At 64.9% G+C, this 26,697-nt stretch carries 22 protein-coding genes; 11 read left to right on the forward strand and 11 right to left on the reverse strand.

Annotated elements, in window-relative coordinates; translation table 11 throughout:
* Window positions 1–15: 15 nt before the first annotated feature.
* From IG122_RS00205 to IG122_RS00215, 3 genes are read left to right on the forward strand one after another with little or no spacing between them, the layout of a single operon-like run.
* Complete coding sequence (locus IG122_RS00205; RefSeq protein ID WP_193179358.1) at window positions 16–351, forward strand: TraR/DksA family transcriptional regulator; 336 nt, start codon at window positions 16–18, stop codon at window positions 349–351.
* A gap of 43 nt (window positions 352–394) precedes the next feature.
* Window positions 395–1,462, forward strand: coding sequence for an aromatic ring-hydroxylating oxygenase subunit alpha (locus tag IG122_RS00210; RefSeq protein ID WP_193179360.1), 1,068 nt, complete (start codon window positions 395–397; stop codon window positions 1,460–1,462).
* 57 nt (window positions 1,463–1,519) lie between these two features.
* Window positions 1,520–2,131, forward strand: a complete 612-nt coding sequence (locus IG122_RS00215; protein WP_193179362.1) for a pyridoxamine 5'-phosphate oxidase family protein — start codon at window positions 1,520–1,522, stop codon at window positions 2,129–2,131.
* Between the two features lie 148 nt (window positions 2,132–2,279).
* Here IG122_RS00215 and IG122_RS00220 read toward each other — a convergent pair whose 3' ends face one another.
* Window positions 2,280–3,191: a LysR family transcriptional regulator gene (locus IG122_RS00220; protein ID WP_193179363.1), complete on the reverse strand. Its 912-nt coding sequence runs from the start codon at window positions 3,189–3,191 to the stop codon at window positions 2,280–2,282.
* A gap of 165 nt (window positions 3,192–3,356) precedes the next feature.
* Here IG122_RS00220 and IG122_RS00225 point away from each other — a divergent pair, with 165 nt between their 5' ends.
* On the forward strand, window positions 3,357–6,980 hold the full coding sequence (locus IG122_RS00225; RefSeq protein WP_193179364.1) for an ABC transporter ATP-binding protein/permease: 3,624 nt from the start codon (window positions 3,357–3,359) through the stop codon (window positions 6,978–6,980).
* 118 nt (window positions 6,981–7,098) lie between these two features.
* Here the strand turns inward: IG122_RS00225 and IG122_RS00230 are convergent, their stop codons facing one another.
* The 4 genes from IG122_RS00230 to IG122_RS00245 all read right to left on the reverse strand — a co-directional run bounded on the left by IG122_RS00230 (window position 7,099) and on the right by IG122_RS00245 (window position 11,398).
* Entirely contained in the window at window positions 7,099–7,383 is a 285-nt protein-coding gene (locus IG122_RS00230) for a GIY-YIG nuclease family protein (protein ID WP_193179365.1), read from the reverse strand.
* Window positions 7,384–7,555: 172 nt separating this feature from the next.
* Window positions 7,556–8,713: a M20 family metallopeptidase gene (locus tag IG122_RS00235; protein WP_193179366.1), complete on the reverse strand. Its 1,158-nt coding sequence runs from the start codon at window positions 8,711–8,713 to the stop codon at window positions 7,556–7,558.
* A gap of 31 nt (window positions 8,714–8,744) precedes the next feature.
* Window positions 8,745–10,553 carry an adenylate/guanylate cyclase domain-containing protein gene (locus IG122_RS00240; RefSeq protein ID WP_193179367.1) on the reverse strand — a complete coding sequence of 603 codons (1,809 nt, stop codon included), beginning with the start codon at window positions 10,551–10,553 and terminating at the stop codon, window positions 8,745–8,747.
* Window positions 10,550–11,398 (reverse strand): ferritin-like domain-containing protein, encoded by an 849-nt coding sequence (locus IG122_RS00245; protein ID WP_193179368.1) that lies wholly within the window; start codon window positions 11,396–11,398, stop codon window positions 10,550–10,552. Before IG122_RS00245 ends, IG122_RS00240 begins: the two co-directional genes overlap by 4 nt.
* A gap of 132 nt (window positions 11,399–11,530) precedes the next feature.
* Between IG122_RS00245 and hisI the strand changes: the two genes are divergently transcribed.
* Both hisI and IG122_RS00255 read left to right on the forward strand, forming a co-directional pair.
* Window positions 11,531–11,980, forward strand: a complete 450-nt coding sequence (gene hisI, locus IG122_RS00250) for a phosphoribosyl-AMP cyclohydrolase (RefSeq protein WP_193179369.1) — start codon at window positions 11,531–11,533, stop codon at window positions 11,978–11,980.
* 4 nt (window positions 11,981–11,984) lie between these two features.
* Entirely contained in the window at window positions 11,985–12,536 is a 552-nt protein-coding gene (locus IG122_RS00255; protein ID WP_193179370.1) for a cytidine deaminase, read from the forward strand.
* Here IG122_RS00255 and IG122_RS00260 read toward each other — a convergent pair.
* Window positions 12,533–12,916, reverse strand: a complete 384-nt coding sequence (locus IG122_RS00260) for a RidA family protein (RefSeq protein ID WP_193179371.1) — start codon at window positions 12,914–12,916, stop codon at window positions 12,533–12,535. The two genes, IG122_RS00255 and IG122_RS00260, sit on opposite strands and share 4 nt — an antisense overlap.
* A 69-nt stretch (window positions 12,917–12,985) precedes the next feature.
* Here IG122_RS00260 and IG122_RS00265 point away from each other — a divergent pair, with 69 nt between their 5' ends.
* Window positions 12,986–13,516, forward strand: coding sequence for an Lrp/AsnC family transcriptional regulator (locus IG122_RS00265; protein WP_193179372.1), 531 nt, complete (start codon window positions 12,986–12,988; stop codon window positions 13,514–13,516).
* 24 nt (window positions 13,517–13,540) lie between these two features.
* On the opposite strand, the gene IG122_RS00270 is transcribed toward IG122_RS00265, so the two are convergent.
* A complete protein-coding gene (locus tag IG122_RS00270) occupies window positions 13,541–14,383 on the reverse strand; it encodes a flagellin (RefSeq protein WP_193179373.1) in 843 nt (280 codons plus the stop codon).
* A gap of 117 nt (window positions 14,384–14,500) precedes the next feature.
* On the opposite strand from IG122_RS00270, the gene IG122_RS00275 reads away from it, so the two are divergent.
* Window positions 14,501–14,986 (forward strand): GFA family protein, encoded by a 486-nt coding sequence (locus IG122_RS00275; protein WP_226893234.1) that lies wholly within the window; start codon window positions 14,501–14,503, stop codon window positions 14,984–14,986.
* Between the two features lie 10 nt (window positions 14,987–14,996).
* On the forward strand, window positions 14,997–15,419 hold the full coding sequence (locus tag IG122_RS00280; RefSeq protein ID WP_193179374.1) for a cupin domain-containing protein: 423 nt from the start codon (window positions 14,997–14,999) through the stop codon (window positions 15,417–15,419).
* A gap of 3 nt (window positions 15,420–15,422) precedes the next feature.
* Here IG122_RS00280 and bcp read toward each other — a convergent pair whose 3' ends face one another.
* The 3 genes from bcp to IG122_RS00295 form a co-directional block, all read right to left on the reverse strand.
* Entirely contained in the window at window positions 15,423–15,884 is a 462-nt protein-coding gene (gene bcp / locus IG122_RS00285; protein ID WP_193179375.1) for a thioredoxin-dependent thiol peroxidase, read from the reverse strand.
* A gap of 76 nt (window positions 15,885–15,960) precedes the next feature.
* Window positions 15,961–17,799 (reverse strand): DNA helicase RecQ, encoded by a 1,839-nt coding sequence (recQ, locus tag IG122_RS00290; protein ID WP_193179376.1) that lies wholly within the window; start codon window positions 17,797–17,799, stop codon window positions 15,961–15,963.
* A gap of 100 nt (window positions 17,800–17,899) precedes the next feature.
* Complete coding sequence (locus tag IG122_RS00295) at window positions 17,900–20,896, reverse strand: bifunctional [glutamine synthetase] adenylyltransferase/[glutamine synthetase]-adenylyl-L-tyrosine phosphorylase (protein WP_319024784.1); 2,997 nt, start codon at window positions 20,894–20,896, stop codon at window positions 17,900–17,902.
* Window positions 20,897–21,063: 167 nt separating this feature from the next.
* Between IG122_RS00295 and IG122_RS00300 the strand changes: the two genes are divergently transcribed.
* Entirely contained in the window at window positions 21,064–24,186 is a 3,123-nt protein-coding gene (locus IG122_RS00300) for a YhdP family protein (protein WP_193179377.1), read from the forward strand.
* 25 nt (window positions 24,187–24,211) lie between these two features.
* Here IG122_RS00300 and tyrS read toward each other — a convergent pair whose 3' ends face one another.
* Complete coding sequence (gene tyrS, locus IG122_RS00305) at window positions 24,212–25,459, reverse strand: tyrosine--tRNA ligase (RefSeq protein ID WP_193179378.1); 1,248 nt, start codon at window positions 25,457–25,459, stop codon at window positions 24,212–24,214.
* 130 nt (window positions 25,460–25,589) lie between these two features.
* Here tyrS and IG122_RS00310 point away from each other — a divergent pair, with 130 nt between their 5' ends.
* Complete coding sequence (locus IG122_RS00310) at window positions 25,590–26,693, forward strand: anhydro-N-acetylmuramic acid kinase (RefSeq protein ID WP_319024785.1); 1,104 nt, start codon at window positions 25,590–25,592, stop codon at window positions 26,691–26,693.
* Window positions 26,694–26,697: the final 4 nt, after the last annotated feature.

Raw genomic sequence — 26,697 nt, forward strand, 5'->3', positions numbered from 1 at the left:
GATGCCGGAGGCGTCATGGGGTTCGATTTCGACCATTTCCGCGAACGTCTTCTCGCCCGGCGGGCGGAAATCCAGTCCGTGATGGAAGCCGCATCCGACTCTGCCAAACCGGTCGAACTGGACCAGACGCGGGTCGGCCGTCTGTCGCGTATGGATGCCCTGCAGGGACAGGCCATGGCCAAGGAAACCGAACGCCGGCGCGGGCTCGAACTGCAGCGCATCAGAACCGCCCTTGAGCGTATCGAGGAGGAGGAGTTCGGCTATTGCGTTTCCTGCGGCGAGGAAATCCCCCTGAAGCGCCTCGAGTTCGATCCGGCGGTTACGACTTGCATCGACTGTGCCGGCAAATGATGGCGCTTGCGGGCCTGTGGCGCCCTTGGCACTCTCCGGCCCCATGAACGAGCTCACACAAAAGACCGACGACGGATTTCTCCGCGATCTCTGGTATTTCGCCCTGCCGGCATCGGCCCTGAAGCCGGGACAGATGATCGCCAAGACGCTTCTCGGCGAGCCGGTGGTGATCGCCCGCCAGGCCGACGGAACGGCCTACGCGCTGCGCGACATCTGTCCGCATCGCGGCATCCCGCTGTCCGACGGCCGCATGGTCGGCGACGAGGTCGAGTGCTGCTATCACGGCTGGCGCTTCAACTGCGAGGGCACCTGCACGCTGATCCCGTCGATCACGACGGAGCAGGATTTCGATTCGACCCGAATCAGGGTGCGGAACTATCCGCTGGTGGAGAAACATGGCGGGCTCTGGATATTCATGGCGCGGCCCGACGCGAAGTTGCTGTCGGCGGATCTGCCGGATCCGGGATTGCCGGACATTCCCGATTTCGCGGAGCTCCCGAACATCCAGGTCAGCATGGATTTTCCCTGTCATATCGACCATGCGGTGATCGGCCTGATGGATCCGGCCCACGGGCCCTATGTGCACAAGAGCATCCTCTGGCGCGACGAGAAGAGCATGCACGACAAGGCGAAGGCGTTCGGCCCGTCCGAGTTCGGTTTCGCCATGAAGCGCCATCCTCCGTCGAAGAACGCGGCCGCCTACAAGATCCTCGGCGGCGAGATCACCACCGAGATTCGCTTCCGGCTCCCGGGCATCCGGGTCGAGCATATCATCGCCGGCCGCTACCAGCTCTGTAACCTCACCTGCGTGACGCCGATCGGCCCGATGCAGACCGAGGTGCATCACATGGTCTACTGGACCGCGCCCTGGCTGACGCCGCTGAAGCCGCTGCTGATCCCGCTGGTGAAGCGCTTTCTCGGGCAGGACCGGGACGTTGTGGTGAAGCAGCAGCGCGGCCTCGCGTTCAACCCGCAGCTCATGCTGATCAACGACTCGGACATCCAGGCCAAATGGTATTTCCGCCTGAAGAAATCCTTCGAGACCTGGCGCAAGGATGGCGGCGCCTTCGACAATCCGGTGCGCGACACGGTGCTGCGCTGGCGGAGTTGACCTCGGAGCGGTCGCGGCGCAGCATGGCCGCTCTTTAATCACTCCCGGACGAAAATCATGGCGAAGATCGAGACCGTCGAGGCGCTGCGCGCCATCTACAAACCCGTGCATGAGCGGGCGCGGCAGAAGGAAATTCCGGTTCTCGACAAGCACTGCCGCCGTTTCATCGAGCTCTCGCCTTTCCTGCTGCTGGCAACCCACAACGCGGAGGGCGTTGTCGATATCTCGCCGCGCGGCGACGGACCGGGCTTCGTCGCCATGCCGGACGACAGCACCCTGTTGATTCCGGACCGGCCGGGCAACAACCGGCTCGATTCCCTGCAGAACATCCTCGAGAACCCGACGGTTTCGGTGATCTTCCTTGTGCCCGGCGTGGACGAGACCCTGCGGATCCGGGGCCGGGCCGAGGTTCGCGACGACGAGGATCTGCGCGCCGGGTTCGAGGTCCAGAAACGGCTGCCGGCGACCGTGATCCGGATCGCGATCGACACCGCCTTCCTGCATTGCGCCAAGGCGCTGATGCGCTCGCGTCTCTGGGATCCGGCGACGGTGAATGACCGCTCCGTGCTGCCGAGCCTCGGCCAGATGATCAAGGACCAGATCGGCATCGACATGCCGGTCGAGACCCAGGCAGAGATGGTCGCGCGCTACAAGGAAACGCTGTACTGAGCCTTAAGCGCTTCCTTCGCCGCTCATAATCGGTCGTCATCCCCATGCAAATGGGGACCCAGGGAGCGTAGAGCGGTAACCTGGATCCCTGGGTCCCCGCTTTCGCGGGAATGACGACTTTTTTGGCGCGAACTAACTCAGAGAGGCGCTAAGCAACCCCCTCCAGAACCTCTTTTTCCTTCTGAAACAGCCGCGCGAGCTCGTCCATCATCGCGCGGACGCGGGGCAGGGTGCGGAGGTCGCGATGGACCAGCATCCACTGGTCGGCGATCACGTCCTCCAGCACCGGCGTCGCGCGGACGAGGTTCGGGTCCGGATCGCCGATGAAGCAGGGCAGCACGGTCACGCCCGCACCTGACGAAACCGCGTAATGCAGGTTGTTGCCGTTGTTGGTGCGGACCGCCGGGACGCGGTTTCCGAGCAGGCGGCGGATCCAGGCCTGGCCCGGCATGTACTGGTGGGCCTCGTCGAAGCCGACCCACGGCAGGTAGGCGAGGGATATGTTCAGGGGATCGCAGCCCGCGCCTCCGCTCCCAATCTGACCGACGAGCTGCGGCGTGCCGTAGACCGCGTAGCGGAACCGGCCGATCCGCCGTGTCACGAGATCCGCCGCGTCCGGCACCTGCTCGCGGATCGAGATGTCCGCCTCGCGGCGCGAGAGATTCGCCATCAGGTGGGTAACGTGAAACTCGATCTCGATCTCCGGCAAGCGGTCGCGCAGCTCGACGAGGTGCCGGGTCAGGAACTGCATCATGTGCTCGCCGACGGAAACCCGGACCGTGCCGCGCGCCGTGTCGGTGAGGCCGAGGCTGCGCCGCTCGATCGCCTGCGCCGCGTCATCCATCGCTTCCACATCGGCCAGCAGCTGTTCCGCCGCAGGGGTCAGGACATAGCCGTCCGGCAGACGGTCGAACAGTCGGGCGCCGATCGCGTCCTCGAGCGACTTCACCCGCCGCGCAACAGTCGGATGGCTGACATTCAGCGCCTTCGCCGCCGCCGTCAGGCTGCGTTCGCGCGCGAGGGTCAGAAAGACCCGGTAATCGTCCCAGTCGGTCAACATGGCGGCACCTTACTGCGAGTGGTTCGCAAATAGACGGTACAATTTTGTTCGCCGTGATACAAAATTTATCCAGTCCCGGAAAATTATCTTTCCGATAATCTGATCGCGGTTGGATTTCCGGGCGATGGCTCTTGCATGTCCGGACAGTCGCAAGGGGACCACGCGATGCATTTCGAGACCCGGCTCTGGCAATTTACCGAAGGCGTCCGCGGACGCATTTCCTGGGCGATCCTGATCGGCCTGCTCGGGGTCACTCTCGGCGTCGCGCGCCTCGGTCTCCTCGGCTGGCTCATCGGACAGGTCTTCGCCGGGAAGTCGCTGGAGGAACTCTGGCCCGCGATCGCGGGTATCGCGGTGGTGATGATCGCCCGGGGATGGGTCGAACAGTGGCGCAACATGGTGGCGCACGAGACTGCGGCCAAGGTGCAGATCAGCCTCCGTCGCAAGGTCTACGACAAGCTTGCCAGCCTCGGCCCGGCCTATGTCGGTCGTGAGCGCTCCGGCGCCATCTCGCTTGCCCTGACCGATGCAGTCGACCGGCTCGAGGTCTATTTCGGCCAGTATCTGCCGCAGCTTGCGGTCTCGCTGCTGACACCCGTTCTGATCTTCGCCTTCGTCGCCTGGATCGACCTGCCGGTCGCGTTGGTCATGCTCGGCTTCGCGCTTGTCGCTGTCTTCGCCCCCTCGCTCTGGCACAGTTCGAACGAGAAGAGCGCCCGCCGCCGCCAGCAGGCCTATGCCTCCTTCGCCTCGGAGTTCCTGGACAGCCTGCAGGGCCTCGCCACGCTGAAGGCCTTCGGGCAGAGCCGGGCACGCGGCGATGTGCTGGAAGTGAAGGCGCGAGAAGTCTTCCGCAGCACCATGTGGGTGCTGAGCGGCAACGTCCTCGCTCGCGGCATCACCGACAGCTCCATCGCCTGCGGCGCGGCCGCGGCGCTTGCGCTCGGCGCCTTTCGGGTGACCGAGGGGCAGCTCGAACTGACCTCGCTGCTCGTCATCCTGATGCTCGGCGTCGAGGTTTTCCGGCCGATGCGGGAACTGCGCAACGTGCTGCACGAGGGCATGGTCGGGCTTTCGGCGGCCAAAGGCATCTACCGGGTGCTCGACGGCGAACCGGACGTCGAGGACGCGCTCTCGGCCGCCACCGGCAAGCTCGAGCCCTTGATCACATTCGAGCATGTCGGCTTCCGCTATCCGGGCAATCAGCGCACCGTGCATGATGGGCTCGACTTCACCGTGAAGCCGGGCGAACGCATCGGTCTCGTCGGGCCGAGCGGCTGCGGCAAGAGCTCCGTCGTCCGCCTGCTGCTGCGCTTCTTCGACCCGGTCGAGGGCCGCGTCCTGCTCGGCGGCAAGCCGCTGAACGAGCTCTCCTTCGAGCAGATCCGCTCGATGATCTCAGTGGTCAATCAGGACACCTTCCTTTTCCATGGCACGGTCGAGGAGAATATCCGCATGGGCGATCCGGGGGCGGACCATGCCGCCGTCGTCGCGGCCGCCAAGGCGGCGAACATCCACGATTTCATCGAGGGCCTGCCGGATGGGTACCGCACCGTGATCGGCGAGCGCGGGATCAAGCTCTCCGGCGGCCAGCGCCAGCGTGTTGCCATCGCCCGGGCGCTGCTGCGCGACACCCCAATCCTCGTGCTCGACGAGGCGCTCTCGGCGGTGGATGCCGAGAACGAGGCGGTGATCCAGGACGCGCTCAACCGGTTGATGAAGGGCCGCACCACGCTGGTCCTCGCGCACCGGCTTTCCAGCGTGATCGATTGCGACCGCATTCTCGTCCTCGACCATGGCAAGGTGGCCGAGGAGGGGACCCACGCCGCACTCATGAAGGCGGGCGGTCTCTATGCCGGCCTGATGGCGGAGCAGGCGCGCGAGGCCGCCGCCGCGAGGACGGCAGAGCCGGTCGCGCGCGAGGCCGCCGCCGCGAGGACGGCAGAGCCGGTCGCGCGCGAGGAAGCACCGAAGCCGGACGCCGAGACCCTTTCCGACACTCCGGGCGGGGCCGTGCAGGCGCCGACCGAGGGCATCATCAAGGCCGAGGGGCTCAGCTGGTTCCAGGTCGTGGTCGAACTGATGAAGGTGATCATGCCTTGGAAGGGGAGGCTCATCTTCACCTTCCTCTTCGGCGTCCTCCGGGTCGTCGGTTTCATCGGCGTCGGCGTGCTCAGCGCGCTGGTCGTGCTGGCCCTGAAGAACGGCGAGGACTTCACGCCCTGGCTCTGGGGGCTCGCCGCGGTCGCGCCGCTTTCCGGCGTGCTGCACTGGCTGGAGTCCTGGCTCGCCCATGACATGGCCTTCCGGTTGCTCGCGGAGATGCGGGTGGAGGCCTATCGCAAGCTCGACGCGCTCGCGCCTGCCTATCTCGTCCGCCGCCGCACCGGCGACCTGATGACGCTGGTCACCCACGATATCGAGCTGGTGGAGTATTTCTTCGCCCACACTGTGGCGCCCGCCTTCGTCGCCATCCTGGTGCCCGGCTGCGTGCTGCTCTGGCTTGGCGCGGCAAGCCCGGCGCTGGCCCTCGCGCTCACACCGTTCCTGCTCGCGGTCGGGATCAGTCCCTTCCTGATGCGCGGTCGGGTCGACCGGCTCGGCTCGGAAGCGCGGGAAGCCTCGGGCGAACTCGGCGCCTTCGCGGTGGACAGCGTGCAGGGCCTCGGCGAGATCGTGGCCTTCCAGCAGGAAGCGGAGCGTGGCGAAAAGCTGGACCGGCTCGGGCAGCGCCACGTCGATCTTCGCCTGCCGTTCTTCCGGGAACTGACGGCGCAGCAGAGCCTTCTGGAGGCACTGACCGGTCTTGGCGGCCTTGCCATCGTCGTGACCGGCGCCGCGCTTGCCGCAGCGGGAACGATCGATGCCGGTGTCCTGCCGTTGCTGACCATCCTCGCCATGGCGGCTTTCCTGCCGGTCTCCGAGATCGCGCAGATCGGCCGTCAGCTCGCCGACACGCTCGGCTCCACCCGAAGGGTCTACGGGCTCTGGAACGAGCCGGTGCCGGTGAAGGACGGACCGGGTGTGGCCGCCAAAGACGGTCCGGTCTCGCTGGCGCTGGAGAAGGTGGATTTCCGCTATCCCGGGCAGAACCGGCGCGCGATCCGCGATTTCACGCTGGAGATCCCGGCGGGCAAGACAGTGGCACTGGTCGGCACCTCGGGCGCCGGCAAGACCACGCTGGCGCAGATGCTGATGCGGTTCTGGGATCCGGATGCCGGCAAGGTTTTGATGAACGGCACGGACCTCCGCGACTACAGGCTCGACGAGCTGCGCAGCCGGATCGCGCTGGTCGCTCAGGACACCTACCTTTTCAACGACACGCTCCGCGCCAACATCCTGCTGGCGAAGCCGGGGGCGAGCGAGGAGGAGCTAAGGGCGGCGGTGCGCCATGCCTCGCTGGAGGACCTGGTGGCGATGCTGCCGGAGGGACTCGACACCCCTGTCGGGGAGCGCGGGACCAGCCTCTCAGGAGGTCAGCGCCAGCGCGTTGCCATCGCCCGGGCGTTTCTCAAGGACGCGCCGGTGCTGATCCTCGACGAGGCGACCTCGCATCTCGACGCGGTGAACGAGCGTGCGGTCCGCGTCGCCCTCGACCGGCTGCAGTCCGACCGCACCACGGTGGTCATCGCCCACCGCCTCTCGACCATCCGCGACGCCGACCTGATCGCGGTGCTGAGCGAGGGCGCGCTGATGGAGACGGGCACGCACGACGAGCTGGTGGCGAAGGGCGGGCTCTATGCGAAGCTGGTCTCGCACCAGCTCGCGTCGGCGGTGGCGGCGGAGTAATCGCGCTGCACACCCAACAAAGGTCGTCATTCCCGCGAACGCGGGGACCCAGGGAACACATGCTCGCTCTACGATCCCTGGGTCCCCACTTGCGTGGGGATGACGACTGTTTTTCAGTTCAGAACAGATCCGGATAGAGATCGCGCCAGCGCGGGTTCTGCCGCTCGATCAGTTCGAGCTTCCAGCGGCGGCGCCATTTTTTGACTTGCCGCTCGCGCCGAACCGCATTTTCCATGGTCTCATGCGGCTCGAAATAGACGAGCGTCTTGACGCCATACTGTGCCGTGAAGCCGCCGGCCATCCCGTGTTTGTGCTGCGCGACCCGGGCCGTCAGGTCTGACGTGACGCCCGTGTAGAGCGTTCCGTTGCGCTTGCTGGCGAGGATGTAAAGAAATGGCCGCATGTCCGCTCAATGGGACGGATTGGCCATTTATTCCCAACATAACGGTCGTCATCCTCACGCAAGTAGGGACCCAGGGGAACGTAGGGCGGTGACCGTGTTCCCTGGGTCCCCGCGTTCGCGGGAATGACGACCGTTTTTTTGGCTTGAGCTTTGTGGGCTGAAAAAGCTGCCGCTACTCAAGCGTCTCCAAGAGCCGCACCCACATCTTCGCGCGGGGCTCCAGAGAGGAGAAATAGATCTTCTCTTCGAGCGTATGCGCGCCCGCGCCGTCGGCGCCGAGGCCGTCGAGGGTGGGGACGCCGAGAGCCGCCGTGAAGTTGCCGTCGCTGCCGCCGCCGGTCGTGACGGTGGCCTCGAGCGCGAGGCCGGCTTCGGCGGCGCATTTCTTGGCATGTTCGAAGAGCTTCATGCTCTCTTCGCTCGCCTCGAAAGGCGGGCGGTTCATGCCGCCGGTGACCTCGACCATGACGTCCGGATTCTGCGCCTTGAGGGCGAGCATCTTGGCCGTCATCTCCTCGCCGTCCTCCTTGGTGAGGACGCGCAGGTCGATCTCGGCGACCACGTCGCGCGCGACCACGTTCACCGCGGTGCCGCCGCTGATCAGGCCGACATTGGTGGTGATCCCGCGTTCGTAATCGACCATCGCGTCCACCGCCTTGATCTGGTTGGCGAGTTCGCTGATGGCGCTGCGGCCCTTCTCATGGTGTCCACCTGCGTGCGACGGGCGGCCGGTGATCTTCATCACGAAGCGGCCGACGCCCTTGCGCGAGACCACGACCTTGCCGCCGTCGCGCGCGGGCTCGGTGACCAGCACGTATTTCGCCTTGCGGGCCTCTTCCTCGATGATCTCCTGGGAGATCGGGCTGCCGACCTCCTCCTCCGAAACGTAGAGGAAGGTCACCGGCAGTTTCGTCGTCCGGCCGAGGCGCTGCAGATGGCGGTAGGCGTAATAGGGCAGGTAGGCGCCGGACTTCATGTCGTAGATGCCGGGGCCGTAGATCTCGTCGCCCTCGCGGCGGATCTTGAGCTCACCCTCCTTGACGCCGATCGGATGCACCGTGTCGATATGGCTGAGCACCAGAATGCCCTTCTCGCCGGAGCCGTTCTCGGTGCGGGCGCGGACGATGTCGCCATAGCCGTCCCGCCCTGCAGTCCGTTCGATGGCGAGGCCGAGGCCGGCATAGAGACCCTGGACCTTGTCCGCGACCTTGTTGACGGCCGCCGCGTCGGTGGTCGGGCTCTCCGCCTCGACCCAGTCGAGGATGCCGTCCAGGATCTCTTCGGGCTCGATTTTCGGGGTGTTGGATTGGGCGCTGGAGTCCGTGCTCATGGGCGCGCGGCCTTTCGTTCGGATGCTGGTTTTATGCTGCGTCTTCCGGCGGGAGCCGCCGGAAGCTGACGGGATTGCTGAAGCCTCTTATAGCTTGTCGGTCCTGCTCCATCCATTGCGAATTCAGAATGTCCGCCGCCGCCGGATCGGCGGCAATGGTTTCGCTGACGACGATCTCTCCCGGCCGCGCCTCGCCCTGCAGGCGGGCCGCCATGTTCACCGTGCCGCCGAAATAATCGAGCCGTCCGTTGAGGGTGACGGCAATGCAGGGGCCGGCATGGAGCCCGAGCTTGAGGCCGATCGGCGAGCCCCGGTGCTGGCGGTTGAAGTCCCGCACATGGGCGCGGATGTCGAGTGCGGCGGCGAGCGCGCTCTCCGGCTCGGTGAAGGCCGCCATCACCGCATCTCCGATGGTCTTCACCACGCCGCCGTCATGCTCGCGGACGATGCGGGAGAGAAAGTCGAAATGCTCGCGCACAAGGCCGTAGGCCGGAGCGTCGCCGATCCGCTCGTAAAGCGCGGTCGAACCGGAAAGGTCGGTGAACATCAGCGCGATATGGGCAATGCCGACCTCATCGCCGCCGCGCAGCACGTCCTCGGCGAAGAGATGGCGGAAGGCCTGCATGGTGGTCACCCGATGCGCGGTCAGCGCGTCCTCGGCCCAGTCGCGCGCCTCGACAATGACGACCCGTGGACGGGCGCAGCGGTTTCGAAGCGTGACTGTGCCGGTTTCGCCAGCCTCGGCGCCGACGGGGATATCGTCCTCTTCGATCGCTATGGCGGGAAAGCCGCCGCCCGAATAATCGATGATCCGTTCCGGCCCGGGCTCCAGCGTGCGGATGCGGTAGGAGCCGGGTGCGAGCACTGTCTCTACATTTTCGCTGCCGCCGGGCGCGACGCGGACCTGGAGGCGGACATGGGGCGTCGACATCGGGCCGAACAGGCAGAATTCGCCATGCACCACCTTGCGGATGCTGGCGGCCGGCTGGAAGGTCAGTTCGACATTGCGGGCGAAATCCCGGTCGTAGCTGACATTGCAGGAGGCGCAGTGCGCGCCCTGGGGCAGTTCGTCGAGGCTGGCCTCCGAGAGCTTGGCGCCCTTGCAACGCGGGCAGAGCAGGTCCCAGCGGCTTTCCAGTAACCCGTCCTTCACCGCCTCGAGGCACAGCTCGATGACGTGGCGTTCCTCTTCCTGCCACATCCGGGCGAGCTTCAGCGGCCGGATGCTCATCAGGTCGACCTCCTGGGCTGAGAGCAGCCAGTCGGCAAGCTTGCGCCCGAGACCGTGCCCGTAGCGCGAGGCGTCCAGGCGACCAAGCGCGGTCTCGAGGCGCCGGCTGTGGGTCTCGTCGAGTGCCAGCGGTTCGGTCGGGTAGGGCGTTTCGACCTGTTCCTGCGCCCAGGCTTCCACCTGGTCGGCGACGCGGAAGAAATCGCGCTCGCTTGCCGCGAAGACGGCCTTGTGGGCGATCAGGCTGCCGAGCAGCCCGGCCGGCTCGACCTCGATGCGGTAGCGCACCGTGCAGCCGTCTCCTTCGTCGTCGAACCGCACGAAGACATTGAGCTGCTTGAGAGGGCCTTTCAGGAACAGGCGCCGGTGGCGGAACCAGCGCCCCGCGGCCCATTCCTGGGGAATGTCCTCCCAATGCAGCGTGAAGGGTCCGAGCTTCGCCGTGGCGAAGAAACGGACGCTGCTGTCCGGTTGAGGCTCTTCGCGGATCTCGTGTTTCGGTAGCCCGATGGATTCGTTGTACCGCTTGGTGTCGGCGAGCGCTTCCCACACAAGCTCCCGCGGCGCCTCGAAATGCCGCACGAACTCCCGGGACAGCAGAGTGCTCACGCGTCCCGCCCGCTATCCTGCTGCGCCTGGAATTCCTCGCCGAGCGGAACGTAGAAGGCGGCGGCGAAACCGGCGAGTTCGCGGGCCGGGACATTGAAGGGAGGCTTCACGCCGCCGCGGAAATGGGTGCGCACAAGGTGCTGCCAGGTCTCGATCCTGGGTTTGCCCTCGCGGTCGCAGACATGGTCGAACCAGCGCTTGCCGACGGCGACATGGGTGATCTCGTCGTCGAAGATCACCTGCAGGATCTCGGCGCTGGCATCGTCGCCGACTTCCCGCATCTTCTTGATCATCGCCGGCGTCACGTCGAGCCCCCGCGCCTCCAGCACCAGCGGCACGATGGAGAGTCGGGCGAGCAGGTCGGGCGCCGTCTCGGTCGCCGCCTGCCAGAGGCCGTCATGGGCGTTGAGCGCGCCGTAATGCGAGCCGAGCTCCTCCAGCCGGTCGGAGATCATCAGGAAATGTTTCGACTCGTCGTCGGCAACCTTCATCCAATCGATATAGAACCCCTCCGGCAGGCCGTGATCGGTGTAGCGGGCGATCATGTCCCAGGAGAGATCGACGGCGTTCAGCTCGATATGGGCGAGCGCGTGCAGCAGGGCGATCCGGCCCGCGGGGGCTCCGGTGATCTTGCGCTTGGGCACCTCGCGCGGCGGACGCAGGGCGGGTGTTTCCGGCCGGCCCGGGCGTTCCGGAGCCGTGGCGCTGCCGATACCTTGGAAGGCGCCCTCGCGCCAGGCGGCGACGGCGGCCCTGCCGAGCTTCGCTTTTTCGCGCGGATCGGCGGTCTCAAGGACGGCGACCGCCGCCTCGGCCAGTGTGGTGAATTCTTTTGCCTCGGACATGCCGTTGCGGTCCCTATCGCTTTCCCTCTTGATGGTTTTACGCGCTTGGAACCCTTTTGGTCCACTTTCGGCGACGTTGCGGCCGGCGCGTGGCACGGCCTATAACCGGGCCTGATATCTGGAGCATGTGTCATGACAGCACAAAGCCTGTTTGCCGAGCGCGGGAGCAAGGCCGAGATCGAGGAAGGCAGCGCCTTCCAGCCGAAATTCGATGCGGATGGTCTGATCCCCTGTATCACCCAGCATGCCGAGACCGGTGAGGTGCTGATGTTCGCCTTCATGAACCGCGAAGCGCTGGCACGAACGCTCGAACTGGGCGAGGCGGTCTATTGGAGCCGGTCGCGGAACGAGATCTGGCACAAGGGTGCGACCAGCGGCCATGTGCAGAAGGTCGTAGAACTCAGGACCGACTGCGATCAGGACGTGGTGCTGCTCAGGGTGCTCTCGGGCCCCGCCTGCCATGTCGGCTATGACAGCTGCTTCTATCGCGCGGCGACGGTCCAGGACGGCAGGGCGGTGCTGGCGGTGGTGAAGGACGGCAAGGCCTACGATCCGGATGCGGTCTACGGAAAGAAGGGTTGAGCCCATGGCCGCGATCGAGATCGTTCTGCCGGCGGTCGAAGCCGAGGACAGGGTGGTCGAAACGGCCGCCGGACGCTTCCGCGTCGCGGGCGTGAGGATCCCCGAAAAGCGGGTCACCGCCGATCCAGAACTTCTGCGCGACCTGGTGAAGGTGGCGCGCGCGGCGGCGGCAAAGGCCCATGTGCCCTATTCGCATTTCCATGTCGGTGCCGCCGTGATCATGGCGGACGACCCGGAAGGACGGATCATCACCGGCGCCAACATCGAGAACGCCTCCTACGGCGCGACCGTCTGCGGCGAGCGCAACGCGCTGCACGCGGCGGCGGCGAAAGGCTTTCGCAAGATCCGCTTCCTCGCCCTCTCGACGGCGGACAGTCTGGGCGGTCCGCTGCAAGAGCGCTCGCCCTGCGGCATCTGCCGGCAGGTGATGCGCGAGTTCATTGACAGGGACGAGTCCGGCGGAGCGGCTCTGATTCTGATCGATACCGGCGATGCGAATTTCACCGCCGATATTGTCGATATCGACCGGCTGCTGCCTTACGGTTTCCGGCTCTAGGCTGCGGCGATCGCCTCGATCTCGATCATCCAGCCGGGCTCCAGCGTCTCCGCGACGATTGCGGTTGTCGGAATCCTTCTTCCGCCAAGGGCGGCGAGGCGGGCGTCCCTATTGGCTGCCGCATAGTCGGCACGCCTCAGATAGCTTGTCACTCGAATGATATCGTCGAGGGTCATGTCCGCGGCGGCGAGAATGCGGGAGAGATTCTGCCAGACGAGTGTGAGCTGCTCCTCCAGAGTTTCCGGCGGCCGGAAGTCGGGAGTGAGGCCCATCGTTCCGGCGGTGAAGATCAGCTTCCGCATATCTTCGATTTGAATGCCGTGCGCGTAATCTCTCGCCGGATAAATGCCGTCGGTCGGTTCGATCAGTCGTGTTTTCATGATTCGATCTCCATTCAGGAATTTCCTGATATGGTCGAATAATGTTGGGAAAAAGCGGAATTTAACTTGATGAACGAAGAAACAGAAATCATTCAGAAGAAGAATATTCAGCATCGCGATCTTGACGTCCAGGACCGAAAGATCTTAAGCGCCCTGCTTGAGGATGCGCGGCAATCCTACGCCGAGATCGGTAAGGGGATCGGGCTTTCCGCCCCGGCTGTGTTCGAGCGGGTGAAGCGGATGCGGGTGACAGGTGTCCTGACCGGTACCGCGGCGCGGGTGGATCCCGCTGCAGTGGGCAAACCGTTTTTGGCCTATGTGCATGTCGATGCCGACGGCTGGGGCAAGAGCCAGCGGATGATGCGTTTGCGGAAGTTTCCCGAAGTCGAGGAGATGCACTCGGTTGCGGGAGATACCTGCGTGATTCTGAAAGTCCGCACAGCGAGCGCGCAGGCAATGGAGCAGTTTCTCTCCCAGCTCTACGTCCTGCCGGGCGTGCGGGGAACGAGAAGCTTTGTCGTTCTTTCGACCTATCTCGAACGGCCGGTACAGGCGGAGGTGACAGAAGACTGGCCGGATATCCCTTTACCGCCGGAATAACAGCGCCCTTTCGATGCAGGTTCGTTACTGGAACAGCCCGAGGATCGTCTGCGGGCGCTGGTTGGCAAGGCCGAGGGTCTGGACGGCGAGCTGCTCCTGGACCTGAAGGGCGGTCAGCCGGGCGCTTTCGCGAGCCATGTTCGCATCGACGATATTGCCGAGGCCCTCGTCGACGGCATCGCGTGTGCTCTCCAGAAAGGTCGTCTGCAGGTTCAGCGCCCTCGCGTCGGCACCGAGTTCCCCGAGAGCCGTCCCGATATCCGTCATCGCGGTTTCCCAGACGGTGAGCGCGTTCTGGGCGTTCGCAGGTGTGCTGATATCTTCGTTCACGAGCCGGGCATAGCTGACGTCGATGCGCTGACCGCGAACGGTCAGGGTACTGCCGTCGATATTGGAGAGGACGTTGATGTCGTTCACCGTGCCGATCGCGAGATTGAACGGGATCGCGTCCTCGATCAGGATATTCTCGCCGTTGAAGGTGGAGTTCTCCAGGATCTGGCGCATCTGCGCGATCATGTCGCTGTAGTCGTTCTGCAGGATCTGCTGCTGAAGCGTCGTGTTTCCCTCGTTGGCGCCTTCGGTGATCTTCTTGCGGATGTCGATCATCAGGTTGGAGACGGCCGTCGCCCCGGCGATGCCGACCTGTGCCACGCCCTTGGCGTTGTTCAAACCCTTGATGACGGCATCGATCGCGCGGAGGTCCGTCCGTATACCCTGGGCAATGGCAAAATTGGAGGCATCCTCAACCGCGCCGGTGACGCGGAGGCCAGTGGAGACATGGTCTTGCACCCTGTCCTTCGCCATCTGGATGCCGGTCAGGTTTCTGAGCGCCGTCATCGCGGGTGGATTTGTGTGTATCGAAAGCATCGCAGATCCATTGAAGCAAGATGCGTGCCGGTTTGAGGGTGTCTCTTCGGTTGCATCTGGAAACTTAATTTGCCTGAATGGCGCGCGACCGGATTCGGATCATCTTGGGGACTGCACATGCCGGACAATGCCTCGCTGTTGGAAGGCGGCTGTACCTGCGGCGAGATCCGCTACCGTCTTGAGAGTGAGCCGCTTTTCGTCAATTGCTGTCACTGCTCCTGGTGCCAGCGCGAGACCGGGTCGGCCTTCGTGTTGAACGCAATGATCGAGGCCGACCGGGTGACGCTCCTCAGAGGCGTGCCGGTGATGGTTCCGACGCCGTCGCTGAGTGGCAAGGGGCAAAAGATCTGGCGTTGCGAGATCTGCCGCGTCGCCCTCTGGAGCAACTATTCCGGGGCCGGCGACAAGGTACATTTCGTCCGGGTGGGCACCCTCGACGACCCGGGCGCCCTGCCGCCGGACGCGCATATCTTCACAACCACAAAGCTCCCGTGGGTGCGTCTTCCCGATGATGTCCCGGTTTTTCAGGATTTCTACGATCCGGGGGAGACATGGCCGCAGGATACGCTTGATCGCATGCGGGCGCTTCGCCGCCAGGAATGAGGAGACAGGGATGACGGATCGCAAACCGGTCGTGCTCGCCCCGCATGGGGGGCGCGGCTACGAGATGGGGCGCATCAGCGCGCTGTTCAAAGCCGACGGTGCGGAGACCGGAGACCGCTATTCCATATCCGAATGGTGGCTGGAGGCGAACACGACCGGGCCGGGCGCCCATGTCCACGAGGACGGCGATGACGTGTTTTTCGTTCTGGAAGGCACAATGAGCTTTCTCGTCGGCGAGGCTTGGCAGGACGCACCGGCCGGCTCGTTCATCCTCGTTCCGGCCGGTGTGCGGCACGATTTCGAGAACCGTCGCAATGCCCGCGCGGGACTGCTGAACTTCTCGATCCCGGGCGGATTCGAGCCGAACATGCCCTCGATCGTCGACTGGTTCCGCGAGAACCCGCCGGGCGATGCCCGTCCGCCCGAGGTCTGAGCTTCAGAGCGCCTTCGCCGCCGCGAGGACTTCGTCCGCGTGGCCCGGAACCTTCACCTTGCGCCAGACGTGGCGGACCTTGCCGTCGCCATCGATCAGGAAGGTGGCGCGCTCGATGCCCATGTATTTCTTGCCGTACATGTTCTTCTCGACCCAGACGCCATAGCGCTCGCAGACGTCGCTGTCTTCGTCGGATGCCAGGGTGAAGGGCAGGTCGTATTTCGCCTTGAACTTGTCGTGCTTGGCAGCGGAATCCTTGGAGACGCCGATGATCTCGGCATCCACGCCGGAAAAGTCCGGCATCGCATCGCGGAACGCGCAGGCTTCCTTGGTGCAGCCGGGGGTGTCGTCCTTCGGGTAGAAATAGAGGACGACTTTCTTTCCCTTCAGATCGGCGAGCGAGACGGTCCCGCCACCATCCGTGGCCATGTTGAAATCAGGTGCCTTATCGCCGACATCGGCCATGAAACTTCTCCGGATTGTGGATTGCAGTAAGGACAGGAGGCAATCTGGCGCGCTTGGGCCCACCGTCAAGAGAAGGTCAGGCGGAGGTCCCCTCGCTGAGGATCAGATCTATGAACGGGGCGGCGAATTTCTCCAGTTTGGCCTGCCCGACGCCGTGGATCGAGGCGAAGCTTTCCTTGCAGGTCGGGCGCTTGGCCGCCATGTCGGCGAGGCTGCGGTCGGTAAAGACGACATAGGCCGGCACGTTGCCTTCGCGCGCGATTTCGGAGCGGAGCTGTTTCAGCGCCTTGAAGAGCCGCAATTCCGGGCCGCTCATGGATTCGGTCGGCGCGGCGGTCGAGCGCGCGGTCTTCGCTTTGCGCTCGCGGCGCAGACTGTCCTGACGGTAGCGGAATTCCACCTCGCCGCCGAGCAGGGCCTTCCCCTTGGTGCTGACCGAGAGGCCGCCGAAACCCTGGATGTCGAGATCGAGGAAACCGCCCGAGACCAGTTGCCGGATCAGGGACTGCCAGTCCTTCGCCCCGTGCGCGGTGCCGGCGCCGTAGGTCGAGACCTTGTCATGTCCGAACTTGCGGATGCGTTCGGTGTTTCCGCCGCGGAGCACGTCGACGATGTGAACGGTGCCGAAGCGCTCCCCGGTCTCCTGGATCGTCTTCAGGGCCAACTTGGCGTCCTCGGTGCCGTCCGCCGTTTCCGCCGGATTGAGGCAGGCATCGCAATTGCCGCAGGGCTCCGACTCCTCGCCGAAATAGCGTAGCAGCGACTGGCGCCGGCATTCCGCAGCCTCGCAATAGGCGATCAGCGCATCGAGGCGCTTATGCTCGCGCCGCCGGCGGTCGCCCTCCTCATGCTCCTGATCGATGAACATCCGGCGCATGCGGATATCGTCGAGCCCGTAGAGCATCAGCGCGTGCGCGGGCGCCCCGTCGCGCCCGGCGCGGCCGAATTCCTGATAATAAGCCTCGACGCTGCCCGGCATGTCGGTGTGCAGCACGAAGCGCACGTCCGGCTTGTCGATCCCCATGCCGAAGGCGATGGTCGCGACCATGATAACCGCGCTCTCCGACATGAAGAGGTCCTGGTTGCGGTCGCGTTCTTCCTTGTCCATGCCGGCATGGTAGGGAAGGGCATTGTAGCCTTTCGCGCGAAGGAAACCGGCGATTTCCTCGGTCTTCTTGCGGGAGAGACAATAGACAACGCCGCTTTCGCCCGCATGGGCCTCCAGGAAGTCCAGAACCTGTGCCTTCCAGTCGGCGCGCAAAGCGACGTCGAGGCGGATGTTCGGGCGGTCGAAGCCATGCACGAAGATCTCGGCCTTCCCGGCAAACAGTTTCTCCGCGATGTCGAGGCGGGTGACCTGGTCCGCCGTCGCCGTGAAGGCGGCGATCGGGACATTCGGGAAGACGGTCCGCAGGCGGGCGAGATCGTCATATTCCGGGCGGAAGGAGGCGCCCCATTGCGAGATGCAGTGCGCCTCGTCGACCACGAGAAGCGAAAGCGGCAGCTTCGAGATCGCCGCCAGCATGCGGTCCGTCATCAGCCGCTCCGGCGAGAGATAGAGCAGGTCGAGCTCTCCCGAGGCGACCTTGTGCCAGACCGCGACATTCGCCGCCCGGTCCTTGGCCGAATTGATGGTATCGGCGCGCACCCCGGCCAGTTTCAGGGCTGCCACTTGGTCCTGCATCAGCGCGACGAGGGGAGAGACCACTACGGTCAGGCCGCCGCGCACGAGCGCCGGAAGCTGGAAACAGAGCGACTTCCCGGAGCCGGTCGGCATCACCGCGAGGGCGTTGCTGCCGCCAAGGATCGCATCCACCACAGGCTCCTGTCCCGGCCGGAAGCCGTCGAACCCGAAAACATCTTTCAGAATGCGGTATTTTTCGCTTTCCGGGTCCGGGCGGACGGCATGCATCATCGGAGTGTAGGTCCAAGTCTGGTGGGGTTCGGCTTGGCCGACGTCAAGATCTGGTGTTCTTGGTACAGGAGGCACCGTCATCCCGCAACCGTCCCTCCGTTCACTCCGCGGAATCCGCGTCCACCGGCGGAAGAGCGGCGGCGGGCTCCTCGATCACGGTCCTGAAGGCGTCGCGCACCTCGGCCCCGCGCTTCTCGATGATTCTGTCCAGATCCTCGAACGCGTTTACGCCGGCCGACATGGAGAGCCGCGCCTTCAAGGCGGCCGGCGCGGTCTCCGGATCGAAGCTTTCGTCGACGGTCAGCCGGAGAATCCACTGGATCGCACGCCAGAGCCGGGTGGTGCCGGCGAGCTTGTCGGCAAGGTCCCGCTCAAGGAGCTTCGCGTCGCCCAAGCGGTCGAAAACGTCCGCCGTGTTGCCGGTCAGCAGCTCCGGGTGCTCCCGGCAGTGCTTCAGGAGGAGATACTGAGCCATGAATTCGAGGTCCACCAGACCGCCGCGCCAATGCTTGATCTTCCAATGGGAGGCGCTGGAATGTTCCTTTGCGATCCGCTCTCGCATGTCCGCCACGTCACGGAGCAGCTTTTCCTGGTCTCGTTCCTCGGTAAGCAGGTCCGCGAAGAGCCATTCGAGCTTGGCGGTCAGCTCCTGTGAGGCCGAGACCACACGGGCGCGGGTGAGCGCCATGCGTTCCCATGTCCAGGCTTCCTCGCGGTGATATTTCTCGAAACCCTCGAGGCTCGGCACCATTGTGCCCTTGTTGCCGCTCGGGCGTAGACGCAGATCGACCTCGAACAGGCCGCCTTCCGCCGTCTGGGCGGTCAGCGCCGCAAGCAGGCGCTGGCCGAGGCGGGTGAAATATGTGCTGGCAGGTAGCGGTTTCTCTCCGTCCGACTCGGCATCGAAAGGCGCGTCGTAGAGGAACACCAGATCGAGGTCGGAGCCGGCGGAGATCTCCCTCGCCCCGAGCTTGCCGTAGGCGATGACGGCGAGCGCCGGGAGCGTGCAGCCGGGAATGCGTCCGTGTCGGAGCGCGAACTCCGCTTCGACCCGTGGCAGCAGCGCCCGGATCCCCACATCGACGATATCGGAGAGGCATTCGGCCGCGCGGGTTGCAGGTACCCGTCCCTGCAGGACCTGAATGCCGACCAGAAAGCGCTGGTCGTTGATCCAGCGCCGCGCGATGTCTAGCACGTCCTCATAATAGCGGGCGCCCGCGAGATCGCGCTCGAGTTCCGCCTCCAGGCTGTCCCGGTCGCCGAGCTTGGCGGACGGATCGTGGGTCAGCACGCCTTCGAAGAGGGATGGATGATGGCCGAGCTGGCGCGCCAGCGAGGGCGCCATGCCCATGATGTCCGCCAGCATCTCAAGCAGCGGAGGGTTTGCCTGGAAGAGGGAGAAGAGCTGCACGCCCGCGGGCAGGCCCTCCAGAAACCGGTCGAACCGGCGGAATGCGGTGTCCGGCTCGGGCGCCTTTCCGAAGGAGGTGAGCAGCGCCGGGACGATCTCGGTCAGGATCTGACGCGAGCGCTCGCTTCTTGTCGCCCGGTAGCGTCCGTGATGCCAGGTGCGGATCCTGGTGGCGACGAATTCCGGGTCCGCGAAGCCAAGGGATTCAAGGGTTTTCAGCGTCTCGGGATCGCTCTCGACCCCGGTGAAGACCAGGCTGCCCGCATCCTCGACATCGGAGGAGAGAGGAGCGCTTTCCTCGAACAGGTTGCGGTAATGATGCGCCACGGTTGAGAGCTGGTGGATCAGCTCGCGGCGGAAGCGGTCGACCTCCTCGATGCCAAGGAAGCCGGAGATCTTTGTGAGGCCGTCCGTGGTTTCGGGGAGCGAGTGGGTTTGCGCGTCGTTCACCATCTGCAGTCTGTGCTCGACCGTGCGCAGGAAGCGGTAGGCATCCATCATCGCCTTGGCGACATCCGCCTTGACGCGGCCGAGATCGACCAGGGCCTGCATGGCGTCGGCGGTCTTCTTGCCGCGCAGGCGGGCGTCCCGCCCGCCCCATATCAGCTGCTGGGTCTGCACGAAGAACTCGATCTCGCGGATCCCGCCGCGGCCGAGCTTCACGTTGTGACCCTCGACCTTGATCTTGCTGCCGCCCTTATGCGCGGCGATCTGGCGCTTGATCGAGTGGATGTCCTCGATCGCGGCAAAATCGAGATGCTTGCGCCAGACGAAAGGCCGTATCAGCGAGAGAAACATCGCCGCCGCCTTCATGTCGCAGCCAATCGGGCGCGCCTTGATCATGGCTGCGCGTTCCCAGTTCTGGCCGAGGCTTTCGTAATAGATTTCCGCTGCCGCGACCGAGACGGCTATCGGTGTCGCGCTGGCATCCGGCCGCAGGCGCAGGTCGGTGCGGAAGACATAGCCGTCGGGCGTCCGCTCCTCCAGGAGCCGGACAACCAGCCGCGTCATGGTGACGAAATGCTTCTGCAGTTCCTCGACCCCGGCATAGGCCGGCAGCTCGTTGTCGTAGAACACGATCAGGTCGATATCGCTGGAATAGTTGAGCTCCTTCGCGCCGAGCTTGCCCATGCCGAGGCAGATCAGCCCGGAGCCGTCGAGGATGTCGCCCGGCCCGTCCGCGTCGAGCGGCAGCCTCCCGGCACGCGCCTCTATTCCGAGCGCGTGGCGCCAGGCCGCCGCGATGGCGATGTCGGCAAGCTCGCTCAGCGCGCCCGTGACCCGTTCCAGCGGCCAGACCCGGGTGATGTCGGCGATCGCCGTCGTCAGGGAATAATGCCGCTTGAGGACCCGCAGGGCCGACATCAGAGCGGTGGTGTCCATGGCGAGAGGATCCAGTGCCGCCGCACGCTCTTGCAGCCGGACTTCCATCGCATCCGGACCGTTTTCCAGAAGGTCCGCGGCGAATTCGATATCCCGAATCATGAGACGGGTGAGGTAGGGACTGTTTGCGAACAGCCCTTGTAACAGCGGCGTGCCATTCCGATGTTCGGCGAGTGCCGCAATGCGCGTGGCGAGAGCGTCTTCGCCCGTCAGCCCGGGCTGCTCGCACCAGCGCTCAAGCCCTATGCGGGCGGCCTCGCTGTCGGTGACCGTCGGAAAATAAGTGATTTGGTCCAGAAACACCGGTGCCCCCGCTGCAGTATTATCCGACGGAGGGTGCGCACCGGGACCGCCCGCGTCAACCGGGACCAACCGCGCTGTTCCGAGGATGTTCCGGCGTCGCCTCTTTGGCGTCGCGCGGTCCGGCGCCCTATGTTAAGCGGAATGACCCCGAGCCAAGAGTGCCCCGCGTGCTGAGAAGAACCACCAAGATCGCCCTGGAAGTCGTTGCCGCGGTTTTTACGGGCCTCGTCGTCCTCTCGGCTCTGGTGTTCTGGCGTGCCAGCACTCAGCCGATTCCACTCGAATTCTTGAAGGACCGCGTTGCCGCGGCGCTTTCGCCGGCGGATCTCGGGTCGGCGTCGATCGGCGAACTCCGGATGGAATGGCGCGGCTGGAGCCGGCTCTTCGAAGTGAGGGTCACCAGCCTCAAATTCGAGAACGAGGCGGGCGGCGTGATCCTCTTCGCTCCGTCGGCCGATATCGCTCTCTCCGGCCCGCGGCTCCTGCTTGGCGAGATCGCACCCGTGCAGATCGCGGTCGACCAGCCGGTTCTGAATCTCGAGCGCCGCTCCGACGGCACCTACCAGCTCTATGGCGCCGCCCCCGGTGACGGAGGGGCCATCGCAGGCGATCTCTTTTCCATCCTTCAGCAACCGACCGGAGACGGGGCTGCGGGGCTTGCCGGCCTGGAGCGGCTGGAACGGTTCCTGCTCCGGCGCGCGACCGTCCGCATGACGGACCACGCCGGCACGTTCGACAATCTCCGTCTGTCGGGCCTCGACAGTGTGTTTGCGAGGGAGCGCGACGGCTGGCGCGTGGAAGCCCGGGCCGACCTCACGCTCGGAGACGAGACCGTAGAGATCCGCGGTGACGGAAACTATTTCTTCCGCAGTCGGGAGCTCGACGGCTCGGTTCTGTTCCAGGGGTTGACCCCGGATCTGGTGCTGTCGAATCTGCCGCATTCCCCGGCGGATCTGGCCGTATCGAGCCGCCTCAGCGGCAGTATCGCCTTCTCGCTGGCGGACTTCCGCTCGCTTCTCAATGTGGACGTGATCGCCACCACGACAAAGGGAGAGGTTGCTTTCGGATCCGTCCTCCCGGCGCCGATCCCTTACGACAGCCTGCGCTTCCAGGTTGGCTACGACGCTCATGACGACGCTGTCACGCTGCGGAACTTCGTCCTCGAACGGGGCGGGATGACCGCCATGCTGAGTGGTTCCCTGCGCGATCTCGCGGCTCCCAAGCTGGAACTGCGGACCAAGGTCACCGGCATGCCGGTGGATGAGATCGAGGGGCTATGGCCCGCGGATCTCTTCGAACTGGCGCGGGACTGGACGACCGGCAACCTGCTGTCGGGAACCGTCACCGAGATGGTCGCCACGCTCGACGGGGATCTGGAGGTGGGCGAGAAGACCCGGCTGCGCGATGTGTCGCTCGAAGGCTTCATGAGCTTCGACGGCGTGACCGTGCATTACCTCCGGCCGCTTCCTCCCGCCCTGGATGTCGGTGGCCGCGCGACTTTCACGGAAAAACGTATCGATGCGGAGGTGACGAAGGGACATCTCGGCGACATCCAGCTGAAGCGCGCCGATGTTTCGCTGACGGGAATCCACACGGTCAGCGACGATTATGCGAGCATCGAGGCCGAAATCGACGGCCCGATCTCGGAAATTCTCCGCGTTCTCGATACCGAACCCTTCGGCTACGCACGCGCACTCGGTCTGGCCCCCGAGGAAGTCGGCGGGACAGGGCGCGGGATTATGCGGTTCGAGATGCCTTTGCTCAGGAAAATGACCTTCGAGATGGTCGACCTTCAGGCCAGCGGTCAGTTCACCGGGGTCTCGCTGCCTACCCGGACGACCCGGTTGCCGTTCGAGAACGGGACGATGACCCTGGACCTCGACAAGACCGGCATGCTGCTCGACGGAACCGGCGATCTATCCGGGCAGCAGGCACAGATCGCCTTTCTGCAATCCTTCGAGGATGCGGCCGAGATTCGACGGCGCACACATGTCATCGTGCGTCCAGATGTGGATAAAATCGCGCAGCTTGGTCTCGACATGCGGCGGTTCGCCAGGGGCGAGGTCGAGCTCGATGCGACCATCCAGGAGCCGCGCGACGGCGACATGCGGGTCGATCTGGTCATGGGGCTGCAGAAAACCGAGTTCAAGGTCGACGAACTCGGCTGGGAGAAGCCCGCGGGTGCCGCCGGGACATTCAGGGCGCAGATTCGTGCTCGCGACGATGCCGTCGTTGCGATCGATCAGTTCAGCGTCGCGACGGCGGATCTCGCGGCGTCGGGATCGGTGGAGTTCTCCGACGACACATTGCGGCCGACCCGCTTCACGATCGATCAGCTGCAGCTCGGCAGGACCGACCTCTCAGGTGTCATCGCGGCCGACGGGGCGGGCGGCTACACCGCGAATGTGCAAGGTCCCTTCGCCGACCTTCGCAAGCTGGTGGAGAAGTTCGACGAGACGGAGGCGTCCTCCAAGGTTCCGCTGGTTGTGAACGCCCGGATCGATCAGGTCCTTATCGGCAAGCTGGAGCCGATGAAGGACGTGACCCTGCTGATCGAGAACGACGGAAAGGGGAGGTTCTCGCTCGCGGCGAACGGTGTGATCGGAACCGAGCCTGCCGATCTCCTCTACAGCACGGCATCGGGAACTCCGCATTTCGATCTGAGCACTCAGAATGCGGGCAACGTGATGCAGGCTTTCGAGGGCTTCGACTCGATCTCCGGCGGCCGGCTGGTGGCTTCCGGCGAGATGGAGGAGCGCGAAGGTGGCCGGGGTTGGAACGTTTCGCTCACGGTGCTTGATTTCGATCTGGTCGACGCTCCGGTGATGGCGCAGCTGCTGAGCGCGGTCTCCATAACCGGGCTGCCGGCGGTCGTGCAGGGGCGCGGCGTTCATTTCGACAGGCTGGACGTGAACATGTATGTCAGCGACGAGAAACTCGTTCTGGACCGTTTGCTGGCCCAGGGGCGATCGCTCGGAATCTCGGCCTCCGGCGAGATTGATCGTATCATCGACGAGAGCGACCTGACCGGAATGGTGGTTCCCGCCTATGTGTTGAACCAGATCCTCGGCTCGATCCCCATTCTCGGCACACTGCTCACCGGCGGCGAAGGCGAGGGGTTCCTCGCTTCCGAGTTCACGGTCAAGGGACCGCTGCAGCGGCCAGAGGTCACGGTCAATCCGCTGACGGCCCTGACGCCAGGGATCTTCCGCAATCTGTTCCGGCTCGAAGATGCGCGCCCGAAGGATCCGGAGCCGGCCGAACCGCCGGTCCCGGATCGCAGTCCCTGATCCGGGACCGGTCGGGAAGATCCGGTCAGACTTCCAGCAGGACGTGCTTCTTCTTGCCCGAGGAGAGCTTGATCACACCGTCGGCGATGTCGCCGTCGCCGAGCTTCAGGTTCTCGTCTGTCACCTGAACGTCATTCACGCGGGCACCGCCACCCTTGATGAGCCGGCGCGCCTCGCCGCTGGATGCGGCGAAACCGGCGAGACGCAGGGCGTCGACGATCCAGAGGCCCTCGGCGAGCCGGGAGGCTTCGACCGGGACGCGCGGCAGACCTTCACCGAGCGCGCCCTGTTCGAAGGTCTTGCGCGCGGTCTCGGCCGCAGCCTCCGCTTCGTCCTTGCCATGCAGCAGCGTCGTCGCCTCGTTGGCGAGGACCTTCTTCGCCTCGTTCAGCTCAGCGCCTTCCAGCTTTTCCAGCCGGGCAATCTCGTCCAGCGGCATCTCGGTGAAGAGACGCAGGAACTTGCCGACGTCGGCATCCTCGGTATTGCGCCAGAACTGCCAGTAGTCGTAGGGCGAGAGCCGCTCCTTGTTGAGCCAGATGGCGCCTTTCTCCGTCTTGCCCATCTTCTGCCCGGAGGCGGTGGTGAGCAGCGGCGTGGTCAGCCCGAAGACGGTCTGCTGATCAACCCGGCGGGTCAGCTCCACGCCATTGACGATATTGCCCCACTGGTCCGAGCCGCCCATCTGCAGCTGGCAGCCGTAGCGCCGGCGCAGCTCAAGGAAGTCGTAGCCCTGCAGGATCATGTAGTTGAACTCGAGGAAGCTCAGCGACTGCTCGCGGTCGAGGCGCAGCTTGACGCTGTCGAAGCTGAGCATCCGGTTGACCGAGAAATGCTGTCCGATCTTGCGCAGGAACGGGATGTATTCGAGCCCGTCCAGCCATTCCGCGTTGTCGCACATGACGGCATCGCTTGCCTCGTCCCCGAAGGTCAGGAACTTCTGGAAGACCTTCTTGATGCCGTTTTTGTTGTGCTCGATATCGTCGTCGGACAAGAGCTTGCGCGCCTCGTCCTTGAAGGACGGGTCGCCGATCTTGCTGGTGCCGCCACCCATCAGGACGATCGGGCGGTGCCCGGTTTTCTGCAGGTGGCGCAGCATCATGATCTGGATGAGGCTGCCGACATGCAGGCTGTCCGCCGTGCAATCGAAGCCGATATAGGCGGTCACGACCTGATTGGTCAGCAGCTCGTCCAGCGCTTCGGCGTCGGTGCACTGATGCACGAAACCGCGCTCGGTCATGGTCTGCATGAAGCCCGACTTGAACTGGCTCATGGTCGTGTTCCCGGTGAAGATGTGTCAGAATCCAAGGCGCGTGGACTTAGCACATGGCCTGCGGCGTCTCAACCGGAACCGCCGTTCAGGATGCGCACGTGGGCGGCTTTTCGGACGATGAGGCTATCGAGTGGACGGGCAGAAGACTTTCAAGGCAATCGGACTGATGAGCGGAACCTCGATGGACGGGGTCGACGCGGCGCTGATCGAGAGCGACGGCGAAGGCTCCGTGCGACGCTGCGGCTTTTTCAGCCTGCCCTATACGGACGAGTTCCGCTGCCGTCTGAAGGCAATTCTCGGCACCTCCGAGGCGCACCCGGAACTCGCACGGGAGCTGACCGAGCGGCATGCGGAAGCGGTTGCCGGGCTTTTGGATCTCGAAGGCTGTCCCGCCAGCGAAGTTGACGTGATCGGCTTTCACGGCCAGACCATCCTGCACGAGCCGCATCTCCGCCGGACGCTGCAGATCGGGGCGCCGGATCTTCTGGCAAGGGTCACGGGGCGGCCGGTCGTGTTCGGTCTCCGGCTGACGGACGTTGCGGCCGGCGGGGAGGGGGCGCCGCTGGTGCCGGTCTATCACCGCGCGCTCACCCGCTCGCTCGGGGCGACGGTCGCCGTCCTGAACCTCGGCGGCGTCGGCAACGTCACCTGGATAGACGGCAGCGAGAACGCCGGTCCGGAAGCGATGCTGGCCTTCGATACGGGCCCCGCGAACGCGCCGGTCGATGATTTCATGCGTCGGCGTCTCGGCGCGCAATGCGACCTGGGTGGGGCGCTCGCGGCGACGGGCAAGGTCGATGAGGAGCGGTTGTCCGCGCTCCTCGACGATCCCTATTTCAAAAGACGTCCGCCAAAGTCGCTTGATCGCGATCATTTCGCAGCGCGCGCGGCAAAGGCCGTCGAAAACCTCTCCGATGCGGACGGCGCCGCCTTGCTGACCGCATTCTCCGCAGCCGCGGTGGCGGCAGCGCAGCAATGGTTTCCGCATCCGCCCGGACAATGGATCGCCTGCGGTGGCGGCCGCCGGAACGCGACCCTGATGCGGGAGTTGGCCGGTTGGCTAGACGCCCCGATCGTCTCGTCGGACAGCCTTGGCTGGAACGGAGACGCCGTCGAGGCCGAGGCTTTCGCCTATCTGGCGATCCGCAGCCTGCTCGGCCGTCCGCTGACCTTTCCGGGCACAACGGGAGTGCCCGTGCCGCTGAGCGGCGGCACGTTGCACCGGCCGGACTGAACCG

Source organism: Nisaea sediminum (assembly GCF_014904705.1).
GTDB classification, from domain to species: domain Bacteria; phylum Pseudomonadota; class Alphaproteobacteria; order Thalassobaculales; family Thalassobaculaceae; genus Nisaea; species Nisaea sediminum.

What these genes read in the sequence shown, in the direction of transcription:
- IG122_RS00205 (WP_193179358.1), top strand. Translation starts at nt 16, where the DNA reads ATGGGGTTCGATTTCGACCATTTCCGCGAACGTCTTCTCGCCCGGCGG.
- IG122_RS00210 (WP_193179360.1), top strand. Translation starts at nt 395, where the DNA reads ATGAACGAGCTCACACAAAAGACCGACGACGGATTTCTCCGCGATCTC.
- IG122_RS00215 (WP_193179362.1), top strand. Translation starts at nt 1,520, where the DNA reads ATGGCGAAGATCGAGACCGTCGAGGCGCTGCGCGCCATCTACAAACCC.
- IG122_RS00220 (WP_193179363.1), bottom strand. Translation starts at nt 3,191, where the DNA reads ATGTTGACCGACTGGGACGATTACCGGGTCTTTCTGACCCTCGCGCGC.
- IG122_RS00225 (WP_193179364.1), top strand. Translation starts at nt 3,357, where the DNA reads ATGCATTTCGAGACCCGGCTCTGGCAATTTACCGAAGGCGTCCGCGGA.
- IG122_RS00230 (WP_193179365.1), bottom strand. Translation starts at nt 7,383, where the DNA reads ATGCGGCCATTTCTTTACATCCTCGCCAGCAAGCGCAACGGAACGCTC.
- IG122_RS00235 (WP_193179366.1), bottom strand. Translation starts at nt 8,713, where the DNA reads ATGAGCACGGACTCCAGCGCCCAATCCAACACCCCGAAAATCGAGCCC.
- IG122_RS00245 (WP_193179368.1), bottom strand. Translation starts at nt 11,398, where the DNA reads ATGTCCGAGGCAAAAGAATTCACCACACTGGCCGAGGCGGCGGTCGCC.
- hisI (WP_193179369.1), top strand. Translation starts at nt 11,531, where the DNA reads ATGACAGCACAAAGCCTGTTTGCCGAGCGCGGGAGCAAGGCCGAGATC.
- IG122_RS00255 (WP_193179370.1), top strand. Translation starts at nt 11,985, where the DNA reads ATGGCCGCGATCGAGATCGTTCTGCCGGCGGTCGAAGCCGAGGACAGG.
- IG122_RS00260 (WP_193179371.1), bottom strand. Translation starts at nt 12,916, where the DNA reads ATGAAAACACGACTGATCGAACCGACCGACGGCATTTATCCGGCGAGA.
- IG122_RS00265 (WP_193179372.1), top strand. Translation starts at nt 12,986, where the DNA reads ATGAACGAAGAAACAGAAATCATTCAGAAGAAGAATATTCAGCATCGC.
- IG122_RS00270 (WP_193179373.1), bottom strand. Translation starts at nt 14,383, where the DNA reads ATGCTTTCGATACACACAAATCCACCCGCGATGACGGCGCTCAGAAAC.
- IG122_RS00275 (WP_226893234.1), top strand. Translation starts at nt 14,501, where the DNA reads ATGCCGGACAATGCCTCGCTGTTGGAAGGCGGCTGTACCTGCGGCGAG.
- IG122_RS00280 (WP_193179374.1), top strand. Translation starts at nt 14,997, where the DNA reads ATGACGGATCGCAAACCGGTCGTGCTCGCCCCGCATGGGGGGCGCGGC.
- bcp (WP_193179375.1), bottom strand. Translation starts at nt 15,884, where the DNA reads ATGGCCGATGTCGGCGATAAGGCACCTGATTTCAACATGGCCACGGAT.
- recQ (WP_193179376.1), bottom strand. Translation starts at nt 17,799, where the DNA reads ATGATGCATGCCGTCCGCCCGGACCCGGAAAGCGAAAAATACCGCATT.
- tyrS (WP_193179378.1), bottom strand. Translation starts at nt 25,459, where the DNA reads ATGAGCCAGTTCAAGTCGGGCTTCATGCAGACCATGACCGAGCGCGGT.